Source organism: Cruoricaptor ignavus, from assembly GCF_014961145.1.
In the GTDB taxonomy this organism is placed as follows: Bacteria; Bacteroidota; Bacteroidia; order Flavobacteriales; family Weeksellaceae; genus Cruoricaptor; species Cruoricaptor ignavus.
This window is the reverse complement of record NZ_CP063145.1, coordinates 1,660,898-1,686,626: the sequence shown is the minus strand read 5'-3', so window position 1 is coordinate 1,686,626 and position 25,729 is coordinate 1,660,898. Positions and strand designations below refer to the sequence as shown.

Sequence of the window (25,729 nt, the reverse complement as noted above, 5' to 3'; positions counted from 1 at the left end):
AAAATTATTAAAATGGAAAATATTTCGCAAAAAAATTCACAATATTTCATCGAGCTGGAAGACAAGCACGGTGCGCACAACTACCATCCTTTACCGGTTGTTTTGGAAAAGGGAGAAGGCGTTTTCGTTTGGGATGTGGAAGGCAAGAAGTACTACGATTTTCTTTCAGCGTATTCCGCTGTAAATCAAGGACATTCGCATCCCAAAATCGTGGAAGCACTGACAAATCAGGCTCAAACTTTGGCCCTAACTTCCCGTGCTTTCCACAATTCCAAACTTGGTGAATACGAAAAAAAAATCACGGAACTCTTCGGTTTTGACAAAGTTCTGCCAATGAATTCCGGCGCAGAAGCAGTGGAAACCGCTATCAAACTCGCGAGAAAATGGGCGTACGAAGTGAAAGGCATCAAAGGGAACAATGCCAAAGTTGTGGTGTGCGAAAATAATTTCCACGGCAGAACGACCACCATCGTTTCCTTCTCGAACGATACCGATGCACACGACAATTACGGGCCTTTTACACCAGGCTTCATCAGGATTCCGTACAACGATACCGATGCACTGGAGGATGTTTTGAAGAACGATGCGCAGAACATCGCAGCGTTTTTGGTGGAACCGATTCAGGGTGAGGCAGGCGTTTTTGTTCCAGATGAAGGATTCCTAAAAAATGCTTACGATATTTGCAAAAATCACAATGTACTTTTCATAGCCGATGAAGTTCAGACAGGCATCGCAAGAACCGGAAAACTGATTGCCTGCCATCACGAAAATGTGCAGCCCGACATTCTGATTCTCGGCAAAGCGCTTTCTGGCGGTATGTATCCGGTGTCCGCAGTTCTGGCTAACAACCACATTATGAATGTGATAAGGCCTGGGCAGCACGGCTCCACTTTTGGTGGAAACCCGCTGGCTTGCGCTGTGGCAATGGCTGCTCTGGATGTGGTGCAGGAAGAGCAGCTTTCCGAAAAAGCGGAAAAACTTGGGCAAATTTTCAGGGAAGAAATCAGGAAGGTTATTGCAAAAACCGACCTTGTTTCAAATGTGCGCGGAAAAGGCCTGCTGAACGCCATCATCATCAACGATTCTCAGCACTCACCTACTGCTTGGAATCTTTGTATCGAACTGAAAAACAATGGTTTACTCGCAAAACCAACGCACGGAAACATCATCCGCCTTGCACCGCCGCTTGTCATCACAGAAGAGCAATTGCTGGATTGTGTAGGCATCATCGAAAAAACGGTCTTAGAATTTCGCAAATAATCAGCCAAAAAATTCATTTATCCACAATGCCGGCACATCAGTCGGCATTTGTTGTTTCAAGTTTTCTAAAGCCGCTTCAGCAACCTGGCTGCGCAAATCTGAATCCTGGATAAGCCTGGCAATATTTTCCGCCAAACCTTCGGCATCATTCTTCGGCGAAAGCAATGCAGTTTGCCCGTCGATCAGCATATCCTGAATTCCGCCGTCACTTTTCGTTGCGGCAATGGCATTGCGGTGCACAATGGCTTCTGCAATGGACATTGAGTAGCCTTCGCAGTTTGAACAACTGATGGAAATTGCGCTTTTTGCCAAAAGATTTTCAGGGTTTTGCAGAAAGCCGTGGAAAACGATATTTTCGATATTTTGCTCAGCCGCAAATTGTTTCATCTTTTTCAACAAAGCGCCCTCACCGGCCAAATGTAGCGACCAATCTGGAAAATTGCGGTGGATTTTTTGCCAAGCCTTCACACTCAGAAAAGCGTTCTTATGCCGATTTTCCATTCTTGATAAAAAACTGACGATTTTTTGCTTTTTTTCTAATCCTGGAAAATTAAAATTTATCGGATTTCGGCGGACTTTAACCTTATCCGCCAAACTTGGAAATATTTTTTTCAGTTCGTTAGCAGAGCCTTCGCTCACGCAAAAAATCCCGTTTTTAGAATTTGAAATATAGCGTTTTAATTTCGCTTTTTTAAACGGAAACTGCAGTGCAGCCACGATTTTCTTATCCCAATTTTTCCGCTCAGCATCAGAATATTTTTTAAGGTAGGCAAACGGCGAACCGTGATACTGCGGATAAGCCTGTACCTTTATTGCGTTGCAAACCTGTAGAATTTTCAGCGAAATACTAATATTGTCACCCTGAAAAATCAGAAATTCAATTTTGTTGTTTTTTAAATAATTGGTTAGATTTTTTTCGAAATTCTCTTTTTTACCCAAATTATTTTTAGCATAAAATTTTACCGGAAAATTCATCGTAGGAATTTCCTTCGACGGCTGAAGCGAAAGCAAATGAAGATTGGTAAAACCCTTATCAGCAAAGCCCTGCATTAAATCTGCCGTTACTTTTTCCACACCGCCTGAAGCAGTATAATCGATGATGAAAAAAGCGATTGGCGTGGAATTTTTTTTGTCGGCGGTCATTAGCTTTGGGAAATATGCCGCAAATTTATAATTTTGGTAAAATATTCCGATTGACAACTTCGCTGATTATCGCCACTTACAATTGGCCGGAAGCCTTGGAAACCGTTTTGAAAAGTGCGGTTTCGCAAAGCATTCCGCCCGATGAAATCCTTATTGCAGATGATGGTTCTTCGCAACAGACAGCAGACTTAATCAGAAAATTTCAGTCGGAAAATCGGGTGCCAATTCATCACATTTGGCACGAGGACAAAGGATTTCGTTTGGCGGAAATTCGCAACAAGGCCATTGCAAAATCGCAGCACGATTACATTATTCAAATTGATGGCGATGTTATTCTGCACCGGAATTTTGTGAAAGACCATAAAAATTTAGCCAAGAAAAACTGTTTTATCACAGGCTCAAGAGTTTTGCTGTCGCCGGAATTCTCGAAAGAAATTTTAACAGAAAAACAAACGAAAATTTCTCCATTTTCCAAGGGAATTAAAAATGCACAAAACGCAATATATTTCCCGATTTTTAATAAATTCGCAAAGCCAGAAAACAATCCGCTGGAAAAAATGACGACTAGAATTCGTGGCTGCAATATGAGTTTTTGGCGGCAGGATTTGCTGGAAATCAATGGTTATGACGAAAGTTTTGTTGGCTGGGGCAGAGAAGATTCTGACCTGGTAATTCGGCTGATAAAAAAGGGCTGTTACCGCAGGAAAGTAAAATTTGCAGCGGTGCAGTACCACCTTTACCACAAGGAAAACAGCAAGGAAAATCTGGAAAAAAACCATCAAATTTTGGAAGAAGCGCTGAAGCGTAAAGGTTTCTGGGCGGAAAACGGAATCGTGAAATGAGGCTACTTCTGATGATGACTTCCCATTTCGGTTTCCACGAAATGATTCGGGAAAGTTTGGAAAAAATGGGCTACGAAGTGACCTACCTTGATGTGCCGGCGTTTCGGTATGCCAACTTTCAACAGCGCTGCGAAAACTTTTTCAGGAAGATTTTTTTTAAAAATAAAAATTTTAAAAACCAACTGAAAACCAATGCGTTAGAAGAACATATCTTAGCGGAATTGGATTATCCCGAAAACTATTTTGATTACTGCTTGGTAATTCGTCCAGATCAATTTACAGAAAAAATTGCGGCGCAGCTTCAACATATTTGCAGAAAAACTATTGCTTATCAGTGGGATGGATTTTCACGCTTTAACTTGCCGGATGGCCTGGTAAACCGTTTTGATGTTTTCGCAATTTTTGACAAGGATGATTACGATAAATATAAATCAAAATTCAGAAATCTAAAGCTCACCCACAATTTTTATTTTGATACAACAAAAAGTTGTGAGAAAGATTTAGATTTGGTGTATTTCGGAACTTTGGATGATGAGCGGAAACTGCTGCTGAAGCACTTTGCGAACATAGCCAATGAGCTGAATTTCAAAACCTACTTTAAACTTTTCATCAACAATCAGAAGAAAAAAATTGAAGCGAATAAAAATGGGTTAATCATTGATAATCAAATGCTTAGCTACAAGGAAATGGTGAAAATCTCCTGCCGTGCAAAATGCTTGCTGGATTTTAAATTTGATGGACACAGCGGCTTATCTTTCCGGTTTTATGAAGCGCTGTATTTTAGGCAAAAAATTATCACCAATAATCCTGCGGCAGAGTTGGCAGATTTTTACCAACGAAATAATATTTTGATTTTCAACAATATAGAAGAACTGACAAGAGAGAAAATACAAGAATTTCTTTCGAGCGAATATGAAACGGTAGAGCTGGAAATCGTTGAAAAATATTCCTTCGAAAACTGGTGGAACACAATTAAAAATTTATAAAATGCAACCTGAAGAATTACTTAAACTATTGAAAGACAAGAACTTCCGAACAAGCGAGGCGGAAAATCCTGAGCTGGTTTCCGAACTGAAAAAGCTGGAAGAAGCAGGATTAATCCGGATGATGACCTCTGCGGACGATGGCTCAATTTCCGTGGCGATAACCACCGAAGGCTTCAATCTGATGACAAAAATGGGCCTTCAACACGAGGGAAAAATTTAGCGAAACTTAGCCTCAGCCTAAACCTTTTGAGCTTTTCTCGTATTTTTGCCACAAATTTTTTCTGATGAGCAATGTTCGGGTGCGTTTTGCGCCAAGTCCTACCGGTGCGCTGCATTTGGGCGGCGTGAGAACGGCACTGTACGATTATCTTTTCGCCAAAAATCGGGGCGGCGATTTTGTGCTGAGAATTGAGGATACCGATTCTGCGAGATTTGTGGAAGGCGCTGAGGAATACATTGAGGAAGCGCTGCAATGGTGCGGAATAATAGCCGATGAAAGCCCGAGCAAAGGAGGTCCTTTTGCGCCGTACCGCCAATCGGAAAGGCGAGAAATTTACGACAAATATACCGGGCAAATCCTGCAGACGGACTATGCCTACCTAGCTTTCGATACGCCTGAAGAACTGGAAAAAGCGCGGAAAGCAGCAGAAAACGGAGGTGAAGTTTTTTCGTATAACTATCAGACACGCAACAACTTGCGCAACAGCCTTGCGCTACCGAAGGAGGAAGTGGAGCAATTGCTGGCGGAAAAAACGCCTTATGTGGTGCGGTTTAAAATGCCGTTTGACAGAATCCTGAATCTGGACGACATCATCCGTGGAAATTTCTCAGTAAACACTAACTCGCTGGATGACAAGGTTTTAGTGAAAAACGACGGAATGCCGACCTATCATTTTGCCAATGTGATAGACGACCACGAAATGCAGATTTCACATGTAATTCGTGGTGAAGAATGGCTGCCGTCGCTCGGTCTGCATACACTGCTCTACGAAGCTTTCGGCTGGGAACCGCCAAAATTTGCGCACCTCTCGCTGATTCTGAAGCCAGAAGGCAAAGGAAAACTTTCAAAAAGGGATGGCGCAAAATTCGGATTCCCGGTTTTCCCGCTGAATTTTTTTGACAAAGATAGCGGCGAAACTTACAAAGGCTATCGTGAAGCAGGCTATCTGCCGGAAGCCTTCATCAATTTCCTGGCGCTGCTTGGCTGGACACCTTCTGGCGACAGGGAAGTTCTTTCGATGGATGAGATGATTTCCGAATTTGACCTGGAAAAAGTTCATAAGGCGGGCGCAAGATTCAGTAGGGAAAAAGCCGAGTGGTTCAATCATCAGTACCTGCAGAAAACTTCGGACGAGGAAATTTTGCAAATGCTGAAAAAACTGGACGGCGTGGAAAATTCTGCACTTTCTGACGGGCAGATTTTAAAGGTAATTGCGCTGATGAAAGAGCGAGCGAATTTTCCACAGGACATTTATAATGAAGGAAAATTCTTCTTCCAAAAACCCGAAAGTTTTGACGAAAAAGCCGCAAAAAAAGCGTGGAACGAAGGCTCTGCGGAAATTCTGAAAACATTTTCCCAAAAACTTTCAGATGCGGAATTTTCGCCAAAAAATTTAAAACAGAAAATCCACGAAGTAGCGGAAGAAAAAGCCGTAGGAATGGGCAAAGTGATGATGCCGCTGAGACTTGCATTGGTGGGCGAACTGAAAGGCCCTGATGTTCCGGACATTATGGCGATTTTAGGAAAAGAGGAAAGCCTGGCGAGGATTGAGGCCGCCGTGCCAAGTCTCGGATAAATTGTTTACTTTTGATTGAAGAAAAATTTTGAATGGAGTTTTTGGAGTTTGAAATGCCGGTGAAGGAACTGCTGGAGCAGTACGAGCGCTGCACCGTGCTGAGCAGCGAAAGCGGCGTGGATATGAAGGCGGCGTGCCAAAATATTGAGGATAAAATCGAGGATACCAAGCGGCAAATCTACGGCAACCTTACACCGTGGCAAACGGTGCAACTTTCAAGGCATCCAAACAGGCCCTACACTTTGGATTACGTCAACGGTATTGCTGATGCAGGCACTTTCATCGAGCTGCACGGCGACAGAAGCTTTGCCGATGATCCTGCTATGGTAGGCGGTTTGGCGAAGGTTGACGGAAATTCCGTGATGTTCATCGGGACGCAAAAAGGCAGAACGACGAAGGAACGCCAGCACAGAAGATTCGGGATGCCAAATCCAGATGGCTACAGGAAGGCCCTACGCCTGATGAAGCTTGCCGAGAAATTCAAAATCCCAGTAATTACCTTCGTAGATACGCCGGGTGCCTATCCAGGCCTAGAAGCGGAAGAGCGTGGACAGGGAGAAGCCATCGCACAAAACCTTTTCGAAATGGCAAAGCTGAGAACGCCCATCATCACCTATATAATCGGTGAAGGTGCCAGCGGCGGTGCGCTTGGCGTAGGTATGGGCAACAAGGTTTATATGTTGCAATACACCTGGTATTCAGTAATTTCTCCAGAAAGCTGCTCATCGATTTTGTGGAGAAACTGGAACCATAAGGAAGAGGCGGCCAATGCGCTGAAGCTGACACCAAAGGATATGCTGAAAAATAAGATTATCGACGGTATTGTGAAGGAACCGCTTGGCGGAGCGCACTATGATCCGCAGCAAACTTTCCAAACGGTGAAGGCCTCTATTCTGAGCAATATTAAAACTTTTTCCAAATTCACACCGCAGGAATTGGTGGAACAGCGGCAGGAAAAGTTTATTGAAATTGGTGAGTTTAAGGGCTGAGGGAAAGAGCCAAGAATCAAGTCTTAAATCTTAAACCTACTTCAGCGTTATCACGATATCCTGCCTGATGTTTTTGGTGGAAGAATATTTTGCATCACAAACATTGGTGGTGAGCGTGTAAGTGCCTTTGTCGATAAGGATGTAATTCTGGTCGTGCGCCTTCACATCCAGGTTGTAGTACTTCTTCCCGGCAAATTTGATTATCAGGTTGCACTTCGATTTATTCTCAATCACCACATAGGCTTCGCGCTTGTTTGGGTCATTACTGAAAAGGTGGTTCAGCATATCCACCGTCTTTTTCGTGTGGGCATCGGTATTGCCGCTGCGTATGTCCTTCTTCACATTGCTCGCCAATTTCTCTTTGCTCGTCGGCTCTATTTTCGGCTTCGCCGCATCGTTCCCGTTTAAAACGATGCTCGCAAGTTTTTGGCGGAAAAAAGGTGTCTTCGGATGATCGGGATTGTTTTTTATAAAATTCGCAATCACCTGGGGATCGCTGGATTTTTCAACCTGCTCTGCGGTATATTTAGTTTGGGCAAAAAATGACGCGCTGCTGAGTATAAAGAAGAGCGTGACAGCTTTCTTCATTCCGGAAAATTTCCTGCGTTTTACTGTAATCATAATTTTTAAACGCAAAAATATGAAAATATTTTGCTGATTTTAGTATCTTTGCGTAGCCCAAATCTCAGGGAGGATTTTTAATAAAGTAAAGACAAATATATGTACACACCGGCAGCGGCAGATGTCGCGAAACTAAGAAACACAACGGGTGCAGGAATGATGGACTGCAAAAAAGCCCTAACGGAGGCGGAAGGCGATTTCGAAAAAGCCATCGAAATCCTTAGAAAAAAAGGCCAGAAAGTGGCGGCAAACCGCGCCGACAGAGAATCTACAGAGGGTGCGGTTATTGCAAAAGTGAGCGACGATAAAACGCGCGGCGTAATAATCTCCCTAAACTGCGAAACGGATTTCGTAGCGAAAAATGAAGATTTCACGAAACTTGCCAACGAGCTTGCTGAAAAGGCTCTGGAATTTACAAGCAAGGATGAATTCCTAGCTTCAGATTTCGGCGGCATCACTGTTTCCGAAAAACTTATCGAGCAGACAGGTGTAATCGGCGAGAAAATCGAGGTGGGCGCGTTCGAAAAAATCGAAGGGCCATACCTTGGGCACTACATCCACGGCAAGAAAATCGGCGCCATTGTTTCCCTTTCCAAAGATTTCGACAAAGCGGCTGAGCTTTCCAAAGACCTTGCAATGCAGGTAGCTTCTATGGCGCCGGATACATTGTCTTACAAAAATTTCACGCCGGAATTTGTAGCGAGCGAAACCGAGGCAAGAATTGCAGCCATCGAAAAAGATAACGAGGAACTGGTACGCCTTGGCAAGCCTACGAAGAATGTTCCACGCTACATTTCCTACTCACAGCTTACGGAGGAAATCTTGAAGCAGGCTGAGGAGGATGCTAAGGCGGAGCTTCGTGCAGAAGGTAAGCCGGAGCAAATCTGGGATAGAATTCTGCCAGGGAAAATGCAGAGATTCATCAGCGATAATACGAGCCTTGACCAGGAAAGAGCGCTGCTTGACCAAAATTTCATCAAAGACGAAAGCAAAAAAGTTTCTGACTATGTGGCGTCTTTTGGAGACGGCGTAGAAGTGCTTGGCTTCATCAGGGTGAGCCTTTAATTTAAAATTTTTCACAGCAATGCTCTGCCTTTTTTGGGGCAGAGTTTTTTATTTTTTAGCAAAACTTTAACAGGCGGTTTTCATCAAATGCTCAGCGTTTGCAGTATTTTTGCCTACTTATGCGGAAGATTTTTGTTGGTTTTTTCCTGATATTTTTTGCGCAGAATTTCTTCGCCCAAAATTTTGAAGGGCAGGTAATGATGCGGGAAAATTCCGTGGTTTACCTGAACCATATTTTCGTGACGAATCTTCGCACGATGAAAACCGTGCTTTCGGATAACCGCGGTGTTTTTCGGATTGCCGCGGAAGAAGGCGATGTCATCCGCTTCACCTCGATGATTTCTGAACGGAAAGATGTGAAACTCACTAATGCGCTGCTTCAGTCGGCAAATAATTTAATCGAGCTTCAGTCGCAATTCCGTGAGATTGAGGAAGTTGTAATTACCTTTAAACCTACCGGCGTTTTGAAAACGGATGTTCTGGCGCTGCAAATCAAGCAGAAAAATTTGCAGGTTGCGGAAATCATCGGCTTACCTTCGCCGAAAAACGGCAGCACGCCGGAAAGCCTGGCGTCGTTGAAGGACGGTGGAATTTCGTTCAGCATTGAAGCCATTTACGATTGGCTAAGCGGCGACAGAGGGCGGAAGCAACGGCTGAAAAATCATCAGGAAATGACTGCAAATATTGAGAATATTAAAAAGTATTTCGGTGTGGAATACTTCACCAAACTGAAAATTCCGGAAAATTTAACTGATAACTTTCTTCAGTTCGTATATCAGTCGGATAATTTGCAGCCTTATCTAGAAAGAAAAAATTTTGAAGGAATAAAACCTCACATTGAAAAGTACCTGCCTATTTATCAGCGGAGGCTCGCTGACTCCAAGTGGCGGAATCAATTTTAAAACTAATGGGAAAAAAGAATAAACTTGCCCGCTTTGCCGAGAACCGCACACTGCCAAATGTGCTGCAGCCTACAAGAGACGAGGCTTTGCAGGGATTTCACCTGAAAGGCAGATGGCGGCAGGAATTTTTCAGGAATGAAAACCCGCTGGTTCTGGAGCTGGGCTGCGGAAAAGGCGAATATTCCGTGGGCCTTGCCAAGGCTTTCCCGGAGAAAAACTTCATCGGCATCGATATTAAAGGTGCGAGGTTTTGGTTCGGCGCAAAACAGGCTTTGGCGGCAGAGCTGGGAAATGTGGCGTTTCTGCGCACTCAGATTGAGCTCATCGAATATTTTTTCGCAGAGAATGAAGTGGATGAAATCTGGATTACTTTTCCCGATCCGCAGATAAAATTCCGCCGCACGAAGCACCGCCTTACCAATCCTGAATTTTTGGCGAGGTATAAAAACATCCTGAAAACGAACGGTATCATCCACCTGAAAACGGATTCGGAATTTCTGCACGGCTATACCATAGGGCTTCTGCAGGGATTAGGGCACGAGATTCTTTCGGCGCACCACGATATTTACGGCGCACCGGAATACGAACCGGGAACACCGCTGCTACGCGAAGTGAAAACCTACTACGAAACGCTTTTCGAAGAAAAAGGCAAAACAATTACCTATCTGAAATTTCGGCTGAAGTAAATTTACTTTAATCTTAATAATGGAATCTGCTCAGTTTGGGCAGATTTTTGCATTTTTGTCCAAAAACAGCGCAAGGATTTGCAAGCGAAACTATTCCAAGGCGATGAAAAATACAAAGGAAGCGGTTATCGTAAACCACCTAAAAAATAAAAAAACCGGAATGATGAGTTCCGGTTTTTATTTTGATATTGGGACGAAAATTATTCCGCATCGAAATCTTCATCCGCATCGGCAGTTACAGCCTGCCCTTCTTCTTTAGATTTTTCTTTTTCAGCCTTTCTCTGCGTCTGTCCTTCTTTTACCGCGTCCGAAACTACGGACAGAATCATATCCACAGATTTGGATGCATCATCATTTCCAGGGATCACGAAGTCCACCTTGCGCGGATCGGAATTGGTATCCACAATTGCAAACACTGGGATGCCAAGTTTCTTAGCTTCTGTTACCGCGATATGCTCTGCCATAATATCTACCACAAAAAGGGCAGCCGGCAGGCGCACCATATCTGCGATGGAGCCTAGGTTTTTCTCAAGGTTTGCACGCTGGCGGTCTACCTGTAGCCTCTCCTTTTTGGACAAAGTTTCGAAAGTACCGTCTTTCTTCATCTTGTCGATAGCGTTCATCTTCTTCACAGCCTTGCGGATGGTCACGAAGTTGGTAAGCATACCGCCTGGCCAGCGCTCGGTGATATAGGGCATATTAAGCTCCTGGGCATGCTTTGCTACGATTTCCTTCGCCTGTTTTTTTGTCGCTACGAAGAGAACTTTCCTGCCGGAACCTACGATCTTCTCGAGTGCCTCGCAAGCCTCATCGAGTTTCACAGCAGTTTTATGTAAGTCTATAATGTGAATACCGTTTTTCTCCATAAAGATGTATGGAGCCATATTCGGGTTCCACTTGCGGGTCATGTGTCCGAAGTGCACCCCTGCCTCGAGGAGGTCTTTTACATTTGCTCTTGCCATTTTTTGTTGTTTTTTTAGTTTACTTTCCGCTACTTCGGCAATCAACCTTACGATGAGTGGGAGTAAGGTTTGGATGCTAAACTAAACGGCAGATTGTTTTGCTTTAGGCCAAATGCAGAAGGCTTTAGGCTTCAAGCGGTTAAAGAATTCTTTTAAATGCATACTGCATAAAGCATATTGCTTTCTGCAAATCTTAACGCTTCGAGAACTGGAATTTCTTTCTCGCTTTTTTCTGTCCCGGTTTCTTTCTTTCCACCATTCTGGAATCTCTGGTAAGGAGGCCTTCAGGCTTAAGGATCAGGCGGTACTCAGCATTAATCTCCGTCAAAGCGCGGGAGATACCCAGGCGGATCGCCTCTGCCTGCCCTGTGATACCGCCGCCGAACACATTTACAGTAACATCATACTGCCCTGTAGTTTCCGTAAGGAGGAACGGCTGATTCAGCTTGTAAACGAGGACATCCGTATTGAAGTATTCCTTCGCATCCTTCCTGTTCACGGTGATGTTTCCGCTGCCGGGCTTTACATACACCCTTGCCACAGAAGTCTTCCTTCTACCGATTTTGTGAACTGTTGCCATATATTATTTAAATTCGTTGATGTTAATGGTTTTCGGCTGTTGAGCTTCGTGCTTGTGCTCCGCGCCTTCGTACAGATACAGATTTTTCAGGATGGCAGCACCCAGCCTGTTCTTCGGAAGCATACCTTTTACAGATCTTTCGAGGATTTTCAGCGGATCTTTTTTCAGCTGCTCCTGCGCGGTACGGAACCTCTGCCCTCCCGGGTGACCCGTGTGCCAGATGTAGGTTTTATCTTCCCACTTGTTACCGGAAAGCGTCACTTTGCCGGCATTCAGCACAATTACATTATCGCCGCAGTCTACATGCGGTGTAAAGTTTGCCTTGTGCTTACCTCTCAAAATCCTGGCAACCGTGGAGGCGAGGCGCCCCAGCGGCTGTCCTTCAGCGTCTACCACAACCCATTCTTTATTAGCGGTAGCCTTGTTCGCTGAAATCGTTTTGTAACTTAATGTATTCACACTTACAAGATTATAGATTAAACATTCCTCTCCCAAATAGAGTGCGCAAAGGTACAGCTTTTTTTTGGATTAACCGCTAAAAGTTTGAAATTTAAGGAATAAAGTTTTCGAGAAATACCTTTAGCTGTTTACACAATGATCATTCACCTCAGCGTCTTACGGCTGCTGAGGCTGGCGAGCAGAAAATAAAGCATCACGATGGCAGCGTATTTTATTACCTGCAACACCCAGATTTCTTCGGAGAAAAATACCTGCCCTGCTCCGGCGATCAGCAGCAGCGGTAATAGTGTCAGCAGCTGTTTCTTCCAGAATGGCCAGCCCGGGCGGTCTGCCAGGTACGCCGCCAGCCACGCTGTGCCGAAAACAATGGCAGAGAAGATAACTTCTGAAACACCGGAACTATCCCCACAGAAATATTCTACAAAACCTACCAGAACGGTGCCGGCGGCCACAAGCCACGGGAAAAATTTTGGCATCTTCTTATTTTTGCAAAGTTAAGCATCTGCCGCGGCAGGATTCAATAAACTTTAAAAATAAAGTAACTAGATAATGCGACATAAAACTTTCAGCATAATAGCAACACTGCTTTTGCTTATGATCACATCCTGCCGAAAAAAACCTGACGCCCAGCAATTGCGCAACGCTTTGATTGACAGCACTTTGGTAAATTTTCAGCAGGCGATGTACGCAGCGAAGATGGATTCCGTTTTTTCGAAATACGATTTCAACGGCAGCATTTCGGTATTTCAGGATGGGAATTTGCTATACGAAAAACAGCAGGGTTTTGAAGATTTTAAGCAGAAAACGGCAATAGACAGCAGTACGGTTTTTGCGATTGCTTCGCTTTCCAAGCAGTTTACGGCGGTTTTAATTTTACTTCAGCAAGAAGAGGGGAAACTTAGCGTGAACGATAAAGTTTCCACCTATCTAACTGATTTTCAAAATGTTACCTATCAGGATATTACGGTTCATCAGTTGCTTACGCACACTTCAGGAATTAGCGATTTTGGAAACGGGCTGCTTTCGAAGCCCGGCGAAAAATTCAGCTACAGCAATAAAGGCTACCGGTTTTTGGGCGAATTAATCGAAGAGGTTTCCGGGAAAAGTTTTGATGAAAATGCGGCGGAGCTTTTCGCGAAGGCAGGAATGCACAGCACCTTCACGCCGAAAACCTTTGACAATCAAAATTTTGGCAGCGCCTACACGGGAAATGCCACGCAATACAGCATCGTGGAAAATATGCCTGCACGGCTTGCGGAAAATTCTATCTCAACTTCTGCCGGCGGAATTCTTTCAACGGTGAATGATTTGAACCGATGGAACTTGGCACTTTTCGGCGGAAAAATCTTGAAGCCCGAAAGCCTGAAACTTCTCACCACGAAATACACTTCGCGCGAACACGAAATTTTAGGAAATGTAGGCTACGGCTACGGCATTATGCTGAACCTTACTGCGCCGGAAGCCTTTTTCCACACAGGCTATGTGAAGGGTTCGCCGTCGCTGAATATTTTTTACCCAAAGACAAAAACTTCGGTAATCATACTTTCCAACATTGCGGACGAACGGAAAAGCAAGAACGGATTTTTCCAGCCGCACAAAGAGATGAAAACCGCTGCAGATGCCGTGGAACTTGCCGCCGAAAAAGTGCGTAGCGAGATGATAAAGAAGGTGGCGCAATAAATTTCGCGATAAGGTGCAAAGTTTGCTAGGTTGAAAAAAAATCCCTGCCAGAAAGCAAGGATCTTGAGATATTTTTAAAAGAAGCTTACTTCACTTTAATAACCTTCGCATTCAGGCCGTTCACTTCGCTTGCCACTTTTCCGGATTTATTGTCGGTGGTTTTGTAGTATACTTTCGCATTCACGCCGTTCATTTCCACACGGTTTACCTTGTCAATCCGTACATTTACATTCGAGCCGTTCACGATGATTTCATTGGCAAAACCCTTCACGGTAATGTCGCAATTTGCACCGTTCACTTCCAGCGTTCCGCCGTTCATAGTGATAGATTTCTTCACGCCCATTCCATCGATTACCACATGTTTCTGCTGGATTTTTGCAGGAGTTACTTTATCAGCCGCAATAACAGGATGAGCGTTCGCCACCGCAATAGCCGCCATGAAAGACAGGCTTAAAAGCACTTTTTTCATAATTTGAATTTTTAGTTTTTCGGTTGTAAATTTAGCGATATTATTTTTGCAAAATGCATACCGAACCAGAAAAAATTATTCTCGGCATCGACCCGGGAACTACCGTGATGGGCTTTGGCATTATTTCCGTGCAGAAGGGGCAGATGCAGCTGGTGTCCATCCACGAACTTTTGCTGAAAAAATATCCGAACCACGAAACCAAGCTGAAATATATTTTCGAGAAAACGCTGAGCCTGATAGATGAATTCCATCCGGATGAAGTGGCCTTAGAAGCGCCGTTTTTCGGGAAAAATGTGCAGAGTATGCTAAAGCTGGGCAGGGCACAGGGCGTGGCAATGGCAGCATCGCTACATAGGGACATCCCGATTACAGAATATTCGCCGAAAAAAGTGAAAATGGCGATAACTGGGAACGGCAACGCCAGCAAGGAACAAGTAGCCGGAATGCTGCAAAACCTGCTGAACCTGAAGGAATTCCCGACGAAATACCTGGATGCTTCGGACGGATTGGCTGTGGCGGTTTGCCATCATTTCAATTCCGGAAATACCGTTTCCGATAAAAAATATACCGGCTGGGAAAGCTTTTTAAAGGATAATCCTGGGAGGGAGAGGTAGGTTTTGCAATGTTGCAAAATTCAGTTTACAAGTCTTTACAAATTATTTTTGAAAAAAAATAAAATATTCGTAAATTCACAATAAATTATAAGACCATGTCTTTCTTTAATGATTTACTCGACAAGCGAGGAATTAGTCCTAACAGTGTTAAGTCTATCCAGCAGATTATCATTTCGGAAGAGGAATTCACAACTCTTTCTACTCACATTAAAGGAACGCCTTACCTAGCAAGGCTTGATGCGAGAGATGCCAGTTTATATTATGCTTTTTGGTGGCGCTATTTATACAGCGGCGGCACTCCATCGAAAGAAAAAATCTACGAATCGCTCGAACTGAACACCGATTATGGCGCAGAAGATTTCTATAAACATGCGCGGAAAGGTGCTGAAAAAATCGGTATTGCTTGGATCAGAAGGCAGAACAAACTTTACTTCCGCACGCTGCTTTCTCAGGGAGGCCTACCACTAAATCACATCAAAAGTGGTAATAATTACGATTCGTATACCCGTTTTCTTTTAAAATTGCAGAAAAAGAATCCCGACTCGGAGGCTGACATTGAATCCGATTATTTCCTTGTAAAGCTTTTGCCCAAAAGTATGCGTAACGAGTATGTATACCGCAGCAGTCTGGATTTGATTAAAAGTATAAATTCAGATGAACGCTACGATAATCTGGAAGAAGATCTAAGGATACTTTTACGAAACAATATTCAAAACCAAAATGAGAAACGCACCAGAAAAACATCACTGAAGGCGGACTGGATTCTCAAAAAGCAAGAGGACACTTATATCGTTTTGCTGGCTACGAATGAACCAGGATCTATGGATGCTGAATCCTTTAAAAATCTCTCTCGGGAGCTTCCAAACAAGGATGACCTTGCAAATCATTATAATCTTTTTGCGGGAGATTACCTCCTCTGTAGTTTTTATAAAAATATCGGTGGCGAATACAGCCTAACCTGGAGTAATTCTACGATGGTAAGATGGAATAATGAAGACATTTTACCGGAAGTTTTCCTTATGGACAGCAAAGGAAATTCGTATAGAGTTGATAATTTAATAACGCACTTACCATCGACATCGCAGCCCAACTACTGGGGTAAAAGATCTGAGGATGAATACATTCTAGAAAAATCTACCAAAACAGCTTGGGAAGAAGCCCTGCTCACTTTTCCAGAATGTTTTTCTTCGGAAAAAGAGCAAACTGAAATAATCATCAATGGGGTGGAATTGCAAGCCATTGAAGTAGAAGACTCAGAAACACTGATATACAACGAAACGGGAGAAACCAAGGAATTCAAAACAAACGCACAAAGCTTTGATTTCCAAATTATTACCGATATTCTACCGGAGGAAATCATAAAATCCAACCTTCATGTTGTAAAGAATACGATATCCCGTATTTATGTGTTTAAAAAAGGTGGGGATGAAAATGAAGTGGATGATGACGATGATGAGAAAACTTTTGAGGCAAGGAAGATCGAATATTCGAAGGACAAAACTAACTGGAAAACTCTCAAACGAAAAGAATTCCTACCCTACGGCTTACTATATTTAAGAATTCATTTCGGCAATATGATGGAGGAAGCTGTGGTATTTAACATTGGAAATCTTGAAATTCAAAATCAGGATGCCACTACGGTTTCTGCCACTATAAGCTTTCATTCCCGCGCTGATTTTTCTATTGAGCCAAAGCCAAATGAACTCTGGGATATAGAAGAAATCAACAATGGCGAATTTAAGATCAGTTTGACGAACAGGCTAAAAAGCCCGAGAACCCTACGCTTCGCGTTAAAATCAAGGGAAGACAACAGGGCGCTTTTTATAGAAATTGCACCGCCTTTTGAAGGCATCCAAGTGATTGATAATGAGAACAATATTGTAAAGCAAGGTTCAGAACTAAATATCTCTGACCTTCACGGCTGCAGGCTGGTAAACAGGAAGAATGGGAAAGTTTCTGTAAGAATGAGCAATACCTGCAATGGTGAAATTAAAATAATTAGAGAATGTGCCAAAGGCAATATTCCGATTATAGATTATCTCAATGATTTTCGCAGGCTGTTTTCAATTTCTGATTTGATGGATGATAATTGCAAAATCCTGTTTGAAATTTGCGAAAATCAACGCGATAACTTAAGAAGAAAAGCCAGTTTTAACATTGGCCGATACAATAACAGAGTGGAACAAAGCTGCGAGAACGACGAAACTCTTCTGCGTTTTGAAAGGGATTCCGATGCGGATCTTATCGCCATTCCTTTAGATTGCAGCGCATCACAGATAGACACTATCTCCCTTGAAAAATCTGATGGTATTTTCCGGTTCCCTGATAACTTGCCTTCTGATAAATTTTTAATTGTGGAGAGTAATGAAAATGCTCAAAGCACTCTGCTGCCAATTTTTGTGACAAGCGACCCGGACAATGTGCCAACAGATGAGCATGATAGGCTTGAAAGAATTAGTAGCTATGCTGACGAGCTTTCGAAAAGCGAAATAGATTCAGAGGCCTGGTATAAGTTCAACATTTATTTTACAACCTGCGATTATTATAAATTACCGTTTGCCGCCTTCGATATTTTACGGAGTGTGGCCATAAATCCAAAAGTAGCCGCAAGAGCGTTCTTCTTTTTGAATGAGAAACTGAGAGCGTACCAAAACGCTGAGGAATTTCATAATCAGCTGAGGAAACTGGAAGAAGATACCGGGTTCCTGTTCCACTGGGTTCCGCAAAAAGAATGGATTTCAGCGGCAGGATGGGCTTCCATGGAAATCTCCGCAGTAGTACCCTTCCTGAAAGAAAGCACCAAGATAGAAATCAATAATATGTGTTATGACATTTCTACGCAGCAGCCAAATATGCAGCATTTAATGCCAACTCCGGCAATCCTTCAAGGGCTAAGGCAAAGACTTGGCAACCAAGTTTTGAATGAAATCCCAAACACATATTGGGATCTTGAGGAAGTTGATACTTTAATTCATAAAGCTGATGATCACAGAATAATCCGACTTTTACTAGAAGCTCCCATAGCTGCAGCCCTTTCCATCAAGGATAAAAACCGAAAAATTTGGGAGAATTCTATAGATGGTTTTAAAATCCGCCGAAACTACCTCTATGCAAGAGAAATGGATAAAAACTGGTACAATCAAATACTTTTGTATTCCATCAACAAACTGCAATAAAAATGAATTTCGATAATTTCTACAATAAAGTTGATGGCAGGCTGAAAGATTCCATCAACGCACTTTGGGCAATGGGTGATGCAGAAATGCAGCGCTACCTGGAATATCTTTTCAAAGATCAGCCTCTGCTTGCAGAGCCAGTGCTGCAAAACACTTTTCCCTGGGAAAGTGCTGAAAAGCTTATGGAAGAATATGCACCTGAGATTTTTGAGAAAAATTTTATTTCCGCCATTGATAAGGTAAAGGGTGAGTACCGCTTTCCAAAAGACAGAAAGCCTTACAAGCACCAGGTTCAAAGCTGGCAAAAACTGCTTAATGAAAAAAAATCCATAGTAGTAACTACAGGAACAGGCTCTGGGAAAACAGAATGTTTTATGTTGCCTGTTCTCCAAGATTTATATGCCAACTGTAAAAATTCCAACAGCATTAATGCGATATTCCTCTATCCGCTAAACGCCTTGATCGCCAGCCAGCAAAAGAGAATGGATGCCTGGTGCCAAAAACTTGGCGGCATTACATACGCCATGTACAACAGTAAAACTGAGGAGAACAGCAAGAATAATCAAGATTCGCAAGCCTACCCGCAGCTGATTTCCCGGGAGAAAATTAGGAACACGCCGCCAAACATCCTTTTCACAAATCCATCAATGCTGGAGTACATTCTTCTTCGCAGGCAGGATACCCCTATATTGGAGAAATCTGCGGGAAAATTGCGGTGGATATTGCTGGATGAAGCGCACACCCTCACGGGTTCTTCAGCCGCAGAGATGGCACTACTTATCCGTAGGCTTGTGGATGCATTTAAAACAGATATAAAAGATATTCGCTTTGCACTTACTTCGGCAACCGTAGGCAGCGGAAACGATGATGCGCTGAAAAAATTTATGGCAAACCTGTGCGGCATTCCTGAAGAAAATATCGCCGTGATAGAAGGCAAAAGGGTTTTAAACAAAACTTTCGACGAAAACAAACTGACCGACAGCCGATTTGATATTAAAAATATAGAGCAACTGCGAAGCGATATAGTTAAGAATAACTTTATGCCTCTTCAAAATCTGGAGACTTATTCACCAGCTGATTTAAGGGATAACCTTCTAAAATCTGCCGACATTATATCGGAAAGCGATGCGGTGCCGCTTCGTGCACATTTCTTTCTGAGAAGCTTGGGTGGGCTATTCTGCTGCACAAATCCAAATTGCGAAAAGCATAAAGAGTTTAAGCCGAAGCATATACCCGGAACACTGCACACCATTGCCGCCAAAAATTGTGAATGCGGCTGGCCTTTGCTGGAACTGATCTCCTGCAAATCCTGCGGAAATTATATGATGGAAGGAGAGATTTTTGAACAAGACAAAATCAGGCAGATTACCATTGAAGATGGAACGGCATTCAACATTCACGAGGAAGAAGACGATGAAGAAATAGACAATATATCTGAGCAAAAAGGAAATAAAATCATCATTTTACCTAATTTGCCAAATAAAAAGTATGCCCATGAATCGTATAGTCGCTGTGCAATTGAAACCGATGGTCGTTTAAATTATGATGGCGAAAGTTTTTTAATTTCTCACCAAGTCCCTGACAGATGCCCATTCTGCGGAGAAAGCGCCGCTAATGCTTATCACTTCAGGATGTCTACCGCCTTCACTAATCGGCTTCTTTCCGATATTATCCTGGGGGAAACGGAAGGAACGACAAATGATGATAAGGCACTTTGGGAAGGTAGAAAATATATTTCCTTTACTGACAGCAGGCAGGGAACCGCGAAAATTTCTGCGCTCCAAAATCAAGACACGGAAAAAAACTGGATTAAATCGATGGTTTACCACTTTCTGCTTAAGAACGGGGAAAACCCAAATGCTGATCCAAACTCTATTCTGCATTACCTTCAGAAACAGTTTGATAACGCAGAGAAGCAAATAATCAGAGATCACCTGAAAAAGGAAATAGATAAAGAAAAAGCTAAAGTTAACAATGCACTGCCCAAAATTAAATGGAAGGATTTAATAGTTAGAATTGATTCGGATAGAAGCAGCGAACTGAAAACCATTTTCTTAAACAACCTGAGTGATAGCAGATTTACATACGGAGATAATTGGAAAGATTTCCTTACCGCATTGCTTTACGACCAATTCGGCAGAAGGCTTCCACGAGAAAACTCTCTGGAGAATCTGGGACTTGTATCATTATCTTACCCTAAAATTGACGCCATTGCCAATCGCCCTGCAATCGCTGAACAACTCGGAATAACTATAGATGAATGGAAAGATTTATTGAAAATTACCGTAGACTACTTCATCAGAGCTAAATTTTATTATAGCATCCCTGAGACAGCTTCACAATTAACGAGCGGGTTCTATCGGAAATATCAAACAGTAAAAGAGGAAGACTGGCCAAAAGCGCAGGAGAACAGCAAGCGGCAAAACAGGCTTGTAATGCTTATTTGTGCTGGGCTCGGCTGGCACGATTACGAAGATCTGTCTAAAAAAAAAGTTGACCAAATCGATGAACTTATTAATGAAATTCGCAAAACATTACAAGCGAATTTATTAACAAATACCGGTGAAAATAAGTTTCAATTAAATCTGGAGGAAAAGAGCGAATTCAGCATAAATTCAAAAGCATATTTATGCCCGGTAAAACGGCGGCTGATAGACAGGCATTTCCGCAGTTACTCACCGTGGATTACTGGAGGGCTCACGCCAGAGAATGTAGAAAATTTCAGGATAACTAAAGAAGTTGATATTCCTAAACTGCCCTATCCGTTCAATTTGAATGGTGAAAATGAACAAAATCACCATCAAACGAGGATATGGATTTCTGAAAATTCAAAAACACTCAGAGAGCAAGGCGTTTGGAGCGACCTTCAGGAAAGAGTTTTGGATATAAAGCCATTGTTCTTGGCAGGAGAGCATTCTGCTCAACAAAGCGACAAAACATTAAAGAAACTTGAAGAGCAGTTTAACGAAGGTAAGCTGAACATCCTGAACTGCTCCACCACGATGGAAATGGGTGTAGATATTGGTGGGATTTCCACGGTGCTAATGAACAATGTGCCGCCAGGCCCTGCAAACTATCTTCAGCGAAGCGGTAGAGCGGGAAGGCGCCAGGAGCAGAAGTCTCTTGCCGTTACCATTTGCACTCCTAATCCTATTGGGTATAATGTTTTCAACAATCCTAAGTGGGCGTTGGAACACGAGATTGCACCACCTATGCTACAGTTCAGAAGCCCGGAAGTTGTTTCGCGGCACATCAACGCACTGCTGTTTGGAAAATTCATCCAATCAGAAGAGATTGGTGGCGTAAATGTGAAAGACAGCATTGACACTTTCTTCTTTGGCATTGAAGGTGCAGAGCCGCTGGCACAAAGATTCTCTGATTGGTTAATCAATTTGAACGATACCGAGTTTTCTAATGAAATAGAAAAGCTTACAAAAGGCACACCTATGGCAGGCCTGAAAAATTCAACATACATTCATAATGTAAAACAAAATTTTGAGAAACTAAAAAACAAGGCTGAAACCAGAAAAACGAATTTCGAAAATACACTGCAAAATCTTAGGAGAGAGTATGGAGAAAATTCTCCAGCTTACAAAGCGGTAAATTTTCAGTTGGGGCGGTACTTAAGTAGGAATGCCCTTACTAACCTGGTAGAAGAAGGTTTCGCGCCAAGCGCAGGAATTCCTACGGGCTTAGTAGAAATTGAAACCACCACGATAAATGATTTAAAGAAAAATCAGAACAAAGAAAATCCGTCCTACCACATTACAAGAGCCTTGGCCGCCTATGCACCAGGCAATGAAATTGTAATAAACAACTGGAAATATATTTCGGGAGGAATTATTTCCCAAAACATCTATGGCGGACAGGATAGGCACGCCGTGGTACAACAATGCAGAAAATGCGGCTACCAAAGAGTTGTAGAGGGCGACCAGGAAAACAACATACAACAACCTTGCGCCAATTGCCAACACACAGACTTTGTAGGCATATCTATGGCAACTAGAGGAGCCGGAACTTTTACAGAACTGATAGAGCCCGCCGGTTTTGCCGTAGATTTATACAGCGAAAAATCACGAAAAATAAAAGAAACTACCAGTCTAAGCACGGTAGAGCCGCTACTGCTAAACATTAAGCCTTGGGCAAACGATGAATCTTCACTAATCGATATCAGAGAAAGCGATAGGAATGCAGAAATACTATACTACAATAAAGGTAAGGGCGATGGTTTTTCAGTATGCCTGGTTTGTGGGAGAGCATCACTTGACCCGCAAAAACTGGAAAGCCACCGAAGGCTGAGAGGTGGTAAAGATCAGGATGGCACGATATGCAGCGGAGATGGCAACAGTATAAAACATAATGTAATTCTTGGCGGAAGATTCCAAACAGATTTTGTGGAAATCAGAGTGAAAAATGAAGGGAATAATTTTTCCAACGATGAAAAGCTGCTGTATTCCTTAGGCGTTATGTTCACAAAAATGCTTGCTGAATACTTGGCTATAGACGAGCAGGAGCTCAGTTTCAACCTCAAACAGTATGGCTCCTATTCATCTCTGTTCATTTTTGATACAGCAACCGGCGGTGCAGGATATGCGCCACAATTCTCACTATATCTTGAAAAAATTCTGGAAAAATCACTAAACAAACTTGAAAACTGCGATTGCCAGACTGCCTGTACCAAATGCCTAATCGATAGAAATTCAAATCATCACCTTAATTGGCTGGACAGGCACCTTGCTATCGATTGGCTTAAACGAGCGCTAGACCAAAGTGTGCCTAAAGAACTTGCCGAAAAAATGCTTGGCATTAAAAAACTTATTGGAAATGTGCGGGATGATATTAACAAATACATCTACCGTAATGATATTGAAGAAATATGGCTCTATACAGACAGCAATTTCGAGCACTGGGATTTGGAATCCTCCAAAATCATAAAGCACCTGAGTGAAAATACCAAAATAAATTTCGTTATAACCGATGAACCTATTTATAGAAATCAGCACGATAAAATTACATTTTTCACTTCAAAAAGATATGGCAACATACTGAAGGTTTCCGGAGAAAACCTGCCTTTGCATCGCGTAGCTATAATGAAGCTAAAGAATGGCGAGTTAATTGATTATTACGCTGAGGAATTTTCCGATAAACCGGATGAGAATTGGGGAGCAATTATTTCAGGAGCTTCATACATTTTGCACAAAGCATCACTGCCGGAATTTTCCGAAGTGCCAGAGCCTACTTTCAATACCGGAAGTTCTGTAGCAGAAATTTTTATAAAAACCCACCAGGAAATCAACTCAGAGGAGATTGCAGAAATAGTTTTAGAAGAATTAGCAAAAAAAGGAATCAACTTACAGGATTTAATGGCGGGAAACACTTACCAGGCAGCCTATTACGACAGGTATGTAAAATCTCCCTTCGCTGTGCTGCTAATGCTACAGTTCCTTGAAAAACTAAAAGATAAAACAGGATTCAATTTGGAGAGCGTAACAGTAAACATAAAGGATTTCGCAAATCAGAAAAAACCTTCCAAATTTTTTCACGAATTTGAAAACTCAGAGGAAAGGGATAAATTTTTAGAATCAATCGCAGAAAATGAATTTGATCTTCCAAATTTTGGATTAATTGAAGGAAACATACCTCACTACCGTTATTTCGAATTTATTAACGGTAACGGAAGCCAAAAAATAATCATACGGCCTGATGCCGGCATCGAACACGGCTGGATCGCTGTGGAAAATATCGGCTATGACGAAATCTATGCTATTGATAAATTCCGAATAAGGAAGAAAGACGACAATCCAATTCTTTATACAATATCGGTTGAGTAAATGCAAAGTGCTATAATGAATTCTTAAAATAAATCTTTATAATTCAGTCCATCTTTTGTGGTTTGTGAGAAGGATTATAAAGTACAAAAGACTGAAAGTAAGAAGCAAAAAAAGCCGCAATCTCTGCGGCTTAAATATTAGATTAAATTTTATTACAACGAATAATTCGGGGCTTCCTGCGTGATGATTACATCGTGCGGATGAGATTCCTTCAAACCGCTGCCCGTAATCTTCACCATTTTGGATTCCGTTTGCAGCGCGGTAATGTCTTTCGCACCGCAATAGCCCATCCCCGCACGAATTCCGCCGGTCAGCTGGAAAATCACATCCTGCAGTTTGCCTTTGTGCGGCACCCTGCCTTCAATGCCTTCCGGTACAAATTTTTTCGCTTCGCTTTGGAAATAGCGCTCCTTGCCACCGCGTTTCATCGCCGCCAAACTGCCCATACCCTGGTAAGATTTGAACTTCCTGCCCTGGAAAATAATTTCTTCCCCCGGCGCTTCATCGGTTCCCGCCAAAAGTGAACCAAGCATCACGGCTGCAGCACCGCTGGCAATGGCCTTCACGATGTCACCCGATAGTTTAATGCCGCCGTCCGCAATTACGGAAACGCCTTTTTCCCTGGCAAATTCGTACACATTGTAAATTGCGGAAAGCTGCGGCACGCCAACTCCTGCTACAACTCTCGTAGTGCAGATTGAGCCCGGGCCTACGCCCACCTTCAGCACATTGGCACCAGCATCTATCAGGTCTCTCGCCGCTTCAGCCGTCACAATATTTCCGCCAACAATGTCCAGCTCCGGAAATGCGTTGCGGATTTCCTTCACCTTTTCCAGAACGCCTTTGGAATGGCCGTGTGCAGAATCGACGGCAATAATGTCCACACCTGCAGTTACTAGCGCAGAAATCCGCTCCATCGTATCATCGCCAACGCCAACGCCAGCCCCCACAATCAGCCTGCCGCTGGAGTCCTTCAGCGCATTAGGATATTCCAGCTGGTTATCAATGTCTTTTATCGTGATTAATCCTACCAAACGGTATTGCTCATCCACAATTGGAAGTTTTTCAACACGGTTGGCTAGCAGGATTTTCTTCGCATCTTCCAGCGTTGTATCGAGGTGAGAAGTAATGAGGTTGTCCTTCGTCATCAGCGTTTCCACCTTTTGGGAATCGTCCTCGTGATATTTCACATCACGGTTGGTTATGATGCCGAGAAGTTTATTTTCAAAATCCACCACGGGAAGTCCGGAGATTTTATAGCGTGCCATCAGCTGCTTCGCTTCGCCGAGTGTGTGGTCTTTCGTTAAAGTTACCGGGTCAGAAATCATACCGTTTTCCGAGCGCTTCACATTGTTCACCTGTCCAGCCTGATCGGCAATTGGCATATTTTTATGGATGAAGCCTAGGCCACCAACTCTTGCCAGGGCTATGGCCATTTCGGCTTCGGTTACGGTATCCATCGCTGCGGAAACGATGGGCACATTTAGCATAATTTTCTCGGAAAGCCTTGATTTGAGGGAAACCTGGTTGGGCAGGACTTCGGAATATGCAGGGATTAGCAGCACATCATCGAAAGTGATGGCTTGCTCTAAGATTTTGTCTTGAATAGGCATCGCACTTTCTTTGCAAAATTACGGCAAAAATAGTTTCCGCGAAAGCGTATTAATT

21 protein-coding genes are annotated in these 25,729 nt (G+C 43.0%); 13 read left to right on the top strand and 8 right to left on the bottom strand.

Annotated features, from left to right (window positions below; all coding sequences use genetic code 11):
* The first annotated feature begins 12 nt into the window (after positions 1–12).
* Complete coding sequence (gene rocD, locus IMZ16_RS08110) at positions 13–1,260, top strand: ornithine--oxo-acid transaminase (RefSeq protein WP_193439628.1); 1,248 nt, start codon at positions 13–15, stop codon at positions 1,258–1,260.
* Here the strand turns inward: rocD and IMZ16_RS08105 are convergent, their stop codons facing one another.
* Positions 1,261–2,403: a glycosyltransferase gene (locus tag IMZ16_RS08105; RefSeq protein WP_193439627.1), complete on the bottom strand. Its 1,143-nt coding sequence runs from the start codon at positions 2,401–2,403 to the stop codon at positions 1,261–1,263.
* Positions 2,404–2,417: 14 nt separating this feature from the next.
* On the opposite strand from IMZ16_RS08105, the gene IMZ16_RS08100 reads away from it, so the two are divergent.
* The 5 genes from IMZ16_RS08100 (at position 2,418) to IMZ16_RS08080 (ending at position 7,016) form a co-directional block, all read left to right on the top strand.
* The gene (locus IMZ16_RS08100) at positions 2,418–3,245 is read left to right on the top strand and encodes a glycosyltransferase family 2 protein (protein WP_193439626.1); all 828 of its coding nucleotides are present in this window, start codon (positions 2,418–2,420) and stop codon (positions 3,243–3,245) included.
* Positions 3,242–4,231 carry a CgeB family protein gene (locus IMZ16_RS08095; protein WP_193439625.1) on the top strand — a complete coding sequence of 330 codons (990 nt, stop codon included), beginning with the start codon at positions 3,242–3,244 and terminating at the stop codon, positions 4,229–4,231. The genes IMZ16_RS08100 and IMZ16_RS08095 overlap by 4 nt, the downstream gene beginning before the upstream one ends.
* A 1-nt stretch (position 4,232) precedes the next feature.
* The gene (locus IMZ16_RS08090) at positions 4,233–4,451 is read left to right on the top strand and encodes a hypothetical protein (protein ID WP_193439624.1); all 219 of its coding nucleotides are present in this window, start codon (positions 4,233–4,235) and stop codon (positions 4,449–4,451) included.
* 64 nt (positions 4,452–4,515) lie between these two features.
* Positions 4,516–6,027 carry a glutamate--tRNA ligase gene (gene gltX, locus IMZ16_RS08085; RefSeq protein ID WP_193439623.1) on the top strand — a complete coding sequence of 504 codons (1,512 nt, stop codon included), beginning with the start codon at positions 4,516–4,518 and terminating at the stop codon, positions 6,025–6,027.
* 32 nt (positions 6,028–6,059) lie between these two features.
* Positions 6,060–7,016 (top strand): acetyl-CoA carboxylase carboxyltransferase subunit alpha, encoded by a 957-nt coding sequence (locus tag IMZ16_RS08080; protein WP_193439622.1) that lies wholly within the window; start codon positions 6,060–6,062, stop codon positions 7,014–7,016.
* 36 nt (positions 7,017–7,052) lie between these two features.
* On the opposite strand, the gene IMZ16_RS08075 is transcribed toward IMZ16_RS08080, so the two are convergent.
* Entirely contained in the window at positions 7,053–7,637 is a 585-nt protein-coding gene (locus IMZ16_RS08075) for a DUF6759 domain-containing protein (RefSeq protein WP_193439621.1), read from the bottom strand.
* Positions 7,638–7,736: 99 nt separating this feature from the next.
* Here IMZ16_RS08075 and tsf point away from each other — a divergent pair, with 99 nt between their 5' ends.
* From tsf to trmB, 3 genes are all read left to right on the top strand, one after another.
* Complete coding sequence (gene tsf / locus IMZ16_RS08070; RefSeq protein ID WP_193439620.1) at positions 7,737–8,702, top strand: translation elongation factor Ts; 966 nt, start codon at positions 7,737–7,739, stop codon at positions 8,700–8,702.
* A gap of 119 nt (positions 8,703–8,821) precedes the next feature.
* Positions 8,822–9,604: a hypothetical protein gene (locus IMZ16_RS08065; protein ID WP_193439619.1), complete on the top strand. Its 783-nt coding sequence runs from the start codon at positions 8,822–8,824 to the stop codon at positions 9,602–9,604.
* 5 nt (positions 9,605–9,609) lie between these two features.
* Positions 9,610–10,290, top strand: a complete 681-nt coding sequence (gene trmB / locus IMZ16_RS08060) for a tRNA (guanosine(46)-N7)-methyltransferase TrmB (protein ID WP_193439618.1) — start codon at positions 9,610–9,612, stop codon at positions 10,288–10,290.
* Positions 10,291–10,490: 200 nt separating this feature from the next.
* On the opposite strand, the gene rpsB is transcribed toward trmB, so the two are convergent.
* The 4 genes from rpsB to IMZ16_RS08040 all read right to left on the bottom strand — a co-directional run bounded on the left by rpsB (position 10,491) and on the right by IMZ16_RS08040 (position 12,767).
* Positions 10,491–11,252, bottom strand: a complete 762-nt coding sequence (rpsB, locus tag IMZ16_RS08055; protein WP_193439617.1) for a 30S ribosomal protein S2 — start codon at positions 11,250–11,252, stop codon at positions 10,491–10,493.
* Positions 11,253–11,445: 193 nt separating this feature from the next.
* A complete protein-coding gene (gene rpsI / locus IMZ16_RS08050; protein ID WP_193439616.1) occupies positions 11,446–11,832 on the bottom strand; it encodes a 30S ribosomal protein S9 in 387 nt (128 codons plus the stop codon).
* 3 nt (positions 11,833–11,835) lie between these two features.
* Positions 11,836–12,291 carry a 50S ribosomal protein L13 gene (gene rplM, locus IMZ16_RS08045; RefSeq protein ID WP_073178953.1) on the bottom strand — a complete coding sequence of 152 codons (456 nt, stop codon included), beginning with the start codon at positions 12,289–12,291 and terminating at the stop codon, positions 11,836–11,838.
* A gap of 143 nt (positions 12,292–12,434) precedes the next feature.
* On the bottom strand, positions 12,435–12,767 hold the full coding sequence (locus IMZ16_RS08040) for a hypothetical protein (RefSeq protein ID WP_193439615.1): 333 nt from the start codon (positions 12,765–12,767) through the stop codon (positions 12,435–12,437).
* A gap of 118 nt (positions 12,768–12,885) precedes the next feature.
* Here IMZ16_RS08040 and IMZ16_RS08035 point away from each other — a divergent pair, with 118 nt between their 5' ends.
* The gene (locus IMZ16_RS08035; protein WP_227411499.1) at positions 12,886–13,971 is read left to right on the top strand and encodes a serine hydrolase domain-containing protein; all 1,086 of its coding nucleotides are present in this window, start codon (positions 12,886–12,888) and stop codon (positions 13,969–13,971) included.
* An 85-nt stretch (positions 13,972–14,056) separates the two neighbouring features.
* Here the strand turns inward: IMZ16_RS08035 and IMZ16_RS08030 are convergent, their stop codons facing one another.
* Positions 14,057–14,440 carry a DUF3060 domain-containing protein gene (locus IMZ16_RS08030; RefSeq protein WP_073178708.1) on the bottom strand — a complete coding sequence of 128 codons (384 nt, stop codon included), beginning with the start codon at positions 14,438–14,440 and terminating at the stop codon, positions 14,057–14,059.
* A 53-nt stretch (positions 14,441–14,493) separates the two neighbouring features.
* Between IMZ16_RS08030 and ruvC the strand changes: the two genes are divergently transcribed.
* The 3 genes from ruvC to IMZ16_RS08015 all read left to right on the top strand — a co-directional run bounded on the left by ruvC (position 14,494) and on the right by IMZ16_RS08015 (position 24,061).
* The gene (ruvC, locus tag IMZ16_RS08025; RefSeq protein WP_193439613.1) at positions 14,494–15,054 is read left to right on the top strand and encodes a crossover junction endodeoxyribonuclease RuvC; all 561 of its coding nucleotides are present in this window, start codon (positions 14,494–14,496) and stop codon (positions 15,052–15,054) included.
* Positions 15,055–15,149: 95 nt separating this feature from the next.
* Positions 15,150–18,230: a hypothetical protein gene (locus IMZ16_RS08020; RefSeq protein ID WP_193439612.1), complete on the top strand. Its 3,081-nt coding sequence runs from the start codon at positions 15,150–15,152 to the stop codon at positions 18,228–18,230.
* A gap of 2 nt (positions 18,231–18,232) precedes the next feature.
* Positions 18,233–24,061, top strand: a complete 5,829-nt coding sequence (locus IMZ16_RS08015) for a DEAD/DEAH box helicase (protein ID WP_193439611.1) — start codon at positions 18,233–18,235, stop codon at positions 24,059–24,061.
* A gap of 152 nt (positions 24,062–24,213) precedes the next feature.
* Here the strand turns inward: IMZ16_RS08015 and guaB are convergent, their stop codons facing one another.
* Positions 24,214–25,674, bottom strand: coding sequence for an IMP dehydrogenase (guaB, locus tag IMZ16_RS08010; RefSeq protein WP_193439610.1), 1,461 nt, complete (start codon positions 25,672–25,674; stop codon positions 24,214–24,216).
* Between the last annotated feature and the right edge of the window lie 55 nt (positions 25,675–25,729).

Coding starts and splice junctions, on each gene's coding strand:
- IMZ16_RS08035 (WP_227411499.1), top strand. CDS start 12,886: ATGATCACATCCTGCCGAAAAAAACCTGACGCCCAGCAATTGCGCAAC.
- rocD (WP_193439628.1), top strand. CDS start 13: ATGGAAAATATTTCGCAAAAAAATTCACAATATTTCATCGAGCTGGAA.
- rpsI (WP_193439616.1), bottom strand. CDS start 11,832: ATGGCAACAGTTCACAAAATCGGTAGAAGGAAGACTTCTGTGGCAAGG.
- IMZ16_RS08095 (WP_193439625.1), top strand. CDS start 3,242: ATGAGGCTACTTCTGATGATGACTTCCCATTTCGGTTTCCACGAAATG.
- gltX (WP_193439623.1), top strand. CDS start 4,516: ATGAGCAATGTTCGGGTGCGTTTTGCGCCAAGTCCTACCGGTGCGCTG.
- IMZ16_RS08075 (WP_193439621.1), bottom strand. CDS start 7,637: ATGATTACAGTAAAACGCAGGAAATTTTCCGGAATGAAGAAAGCTGTC.
- IMZ16_RS08030 (WP_073178708.1), bottom strand. CDS start 14,440: ATGAAAAAAGTGCTTTTAAGCCTGTCTTTCATGGCGGCTATTGCGGTG.
- IMZ16_RS08100 (WP_193439626.1), top strand. CDS start 2,418: ATGCCGCAAATTTATAATTTTGGTAAAATATTCCGATTGACAACTTCG.
- ruvC (WP_193439613.1), top strand. CDS start 14,494: ATGCATACCGAACCAGAAAAAATTATTCTCGGCATCGACCCGGGAACT.
- IMZ16_RS08080 (WP_193439622.1), top strand. CDS start 6,060: ATGGAGTTTTTGGAGTTTGAAATGCCGGTGAAGGAACTGCTGGAGCAG.
- IMZ16_RS08020 (WP_193439612.1), top strand. CDS start 15,150: ATGTCTTTCTTTAATGATTTACTCGACAAGCGAGGAATTAGTCCTAAC.
- IMZ16_RS08040 (WP_193439615.1), bottom strand. CDS start 12,767: ATGCCAAAATTTTTCCCGTGGCTTGTGGCCGCCGGCACCGTTCTGGTA.
- IMZ16_RS08105 (WP_193439627.1), bottom strand. CDS start 2,403: ATGACCGCCGACAAAAAAAATTCCACGCCAATCGCTTTTTTCATCATC.
- tsf (WP_193439620.1), top strand. CDS start 7,737: ATGTACACACCGGCAGCGGCAGATGTCGCGAAACTAAGAAACACAACG.
- IMZ16_RS08065 (WP_193439619.1), top strand. CDS start 8,822: ATGCGGAAGATTTTTGTTGGTTTTTTCCTGATATTTTTTGCGCAGAAT.
- IMZ16_RS08015 (WP_193439611.1), top strand. CDS start 18,233: ATGAATTTCGATAATTTCTACAATAAAGTTGATGGCAGGCTGAAAGAT.
- rpsB (WP_193439617.1), bottom strand. CDS start 11,252: ATGGCAAGAGCAAATGTAAAAGACCTCCTCGAGGCAGGGGTGCACTTC.
- trmB (WP_193439618.1), top strand. CDS start 9,610: ATGGGAAAAAAGAATAAACTTGCCCGCTTTGCCGAGAACCGCACACTG.
- IMZ16_RS08090 (WP_193439624.1), top strand. CDS start 4,233: ATGCAACCTGAAGAATTACTTAAACTATTGAAAGACAAGAACTTCCGA.
- guaB (WP_193439610.1), bottom strand. CDS start 25,674: ATGCCTATTCAAGACAAAATCTTAGAGCAAGCCATCACTTTCGATGAT.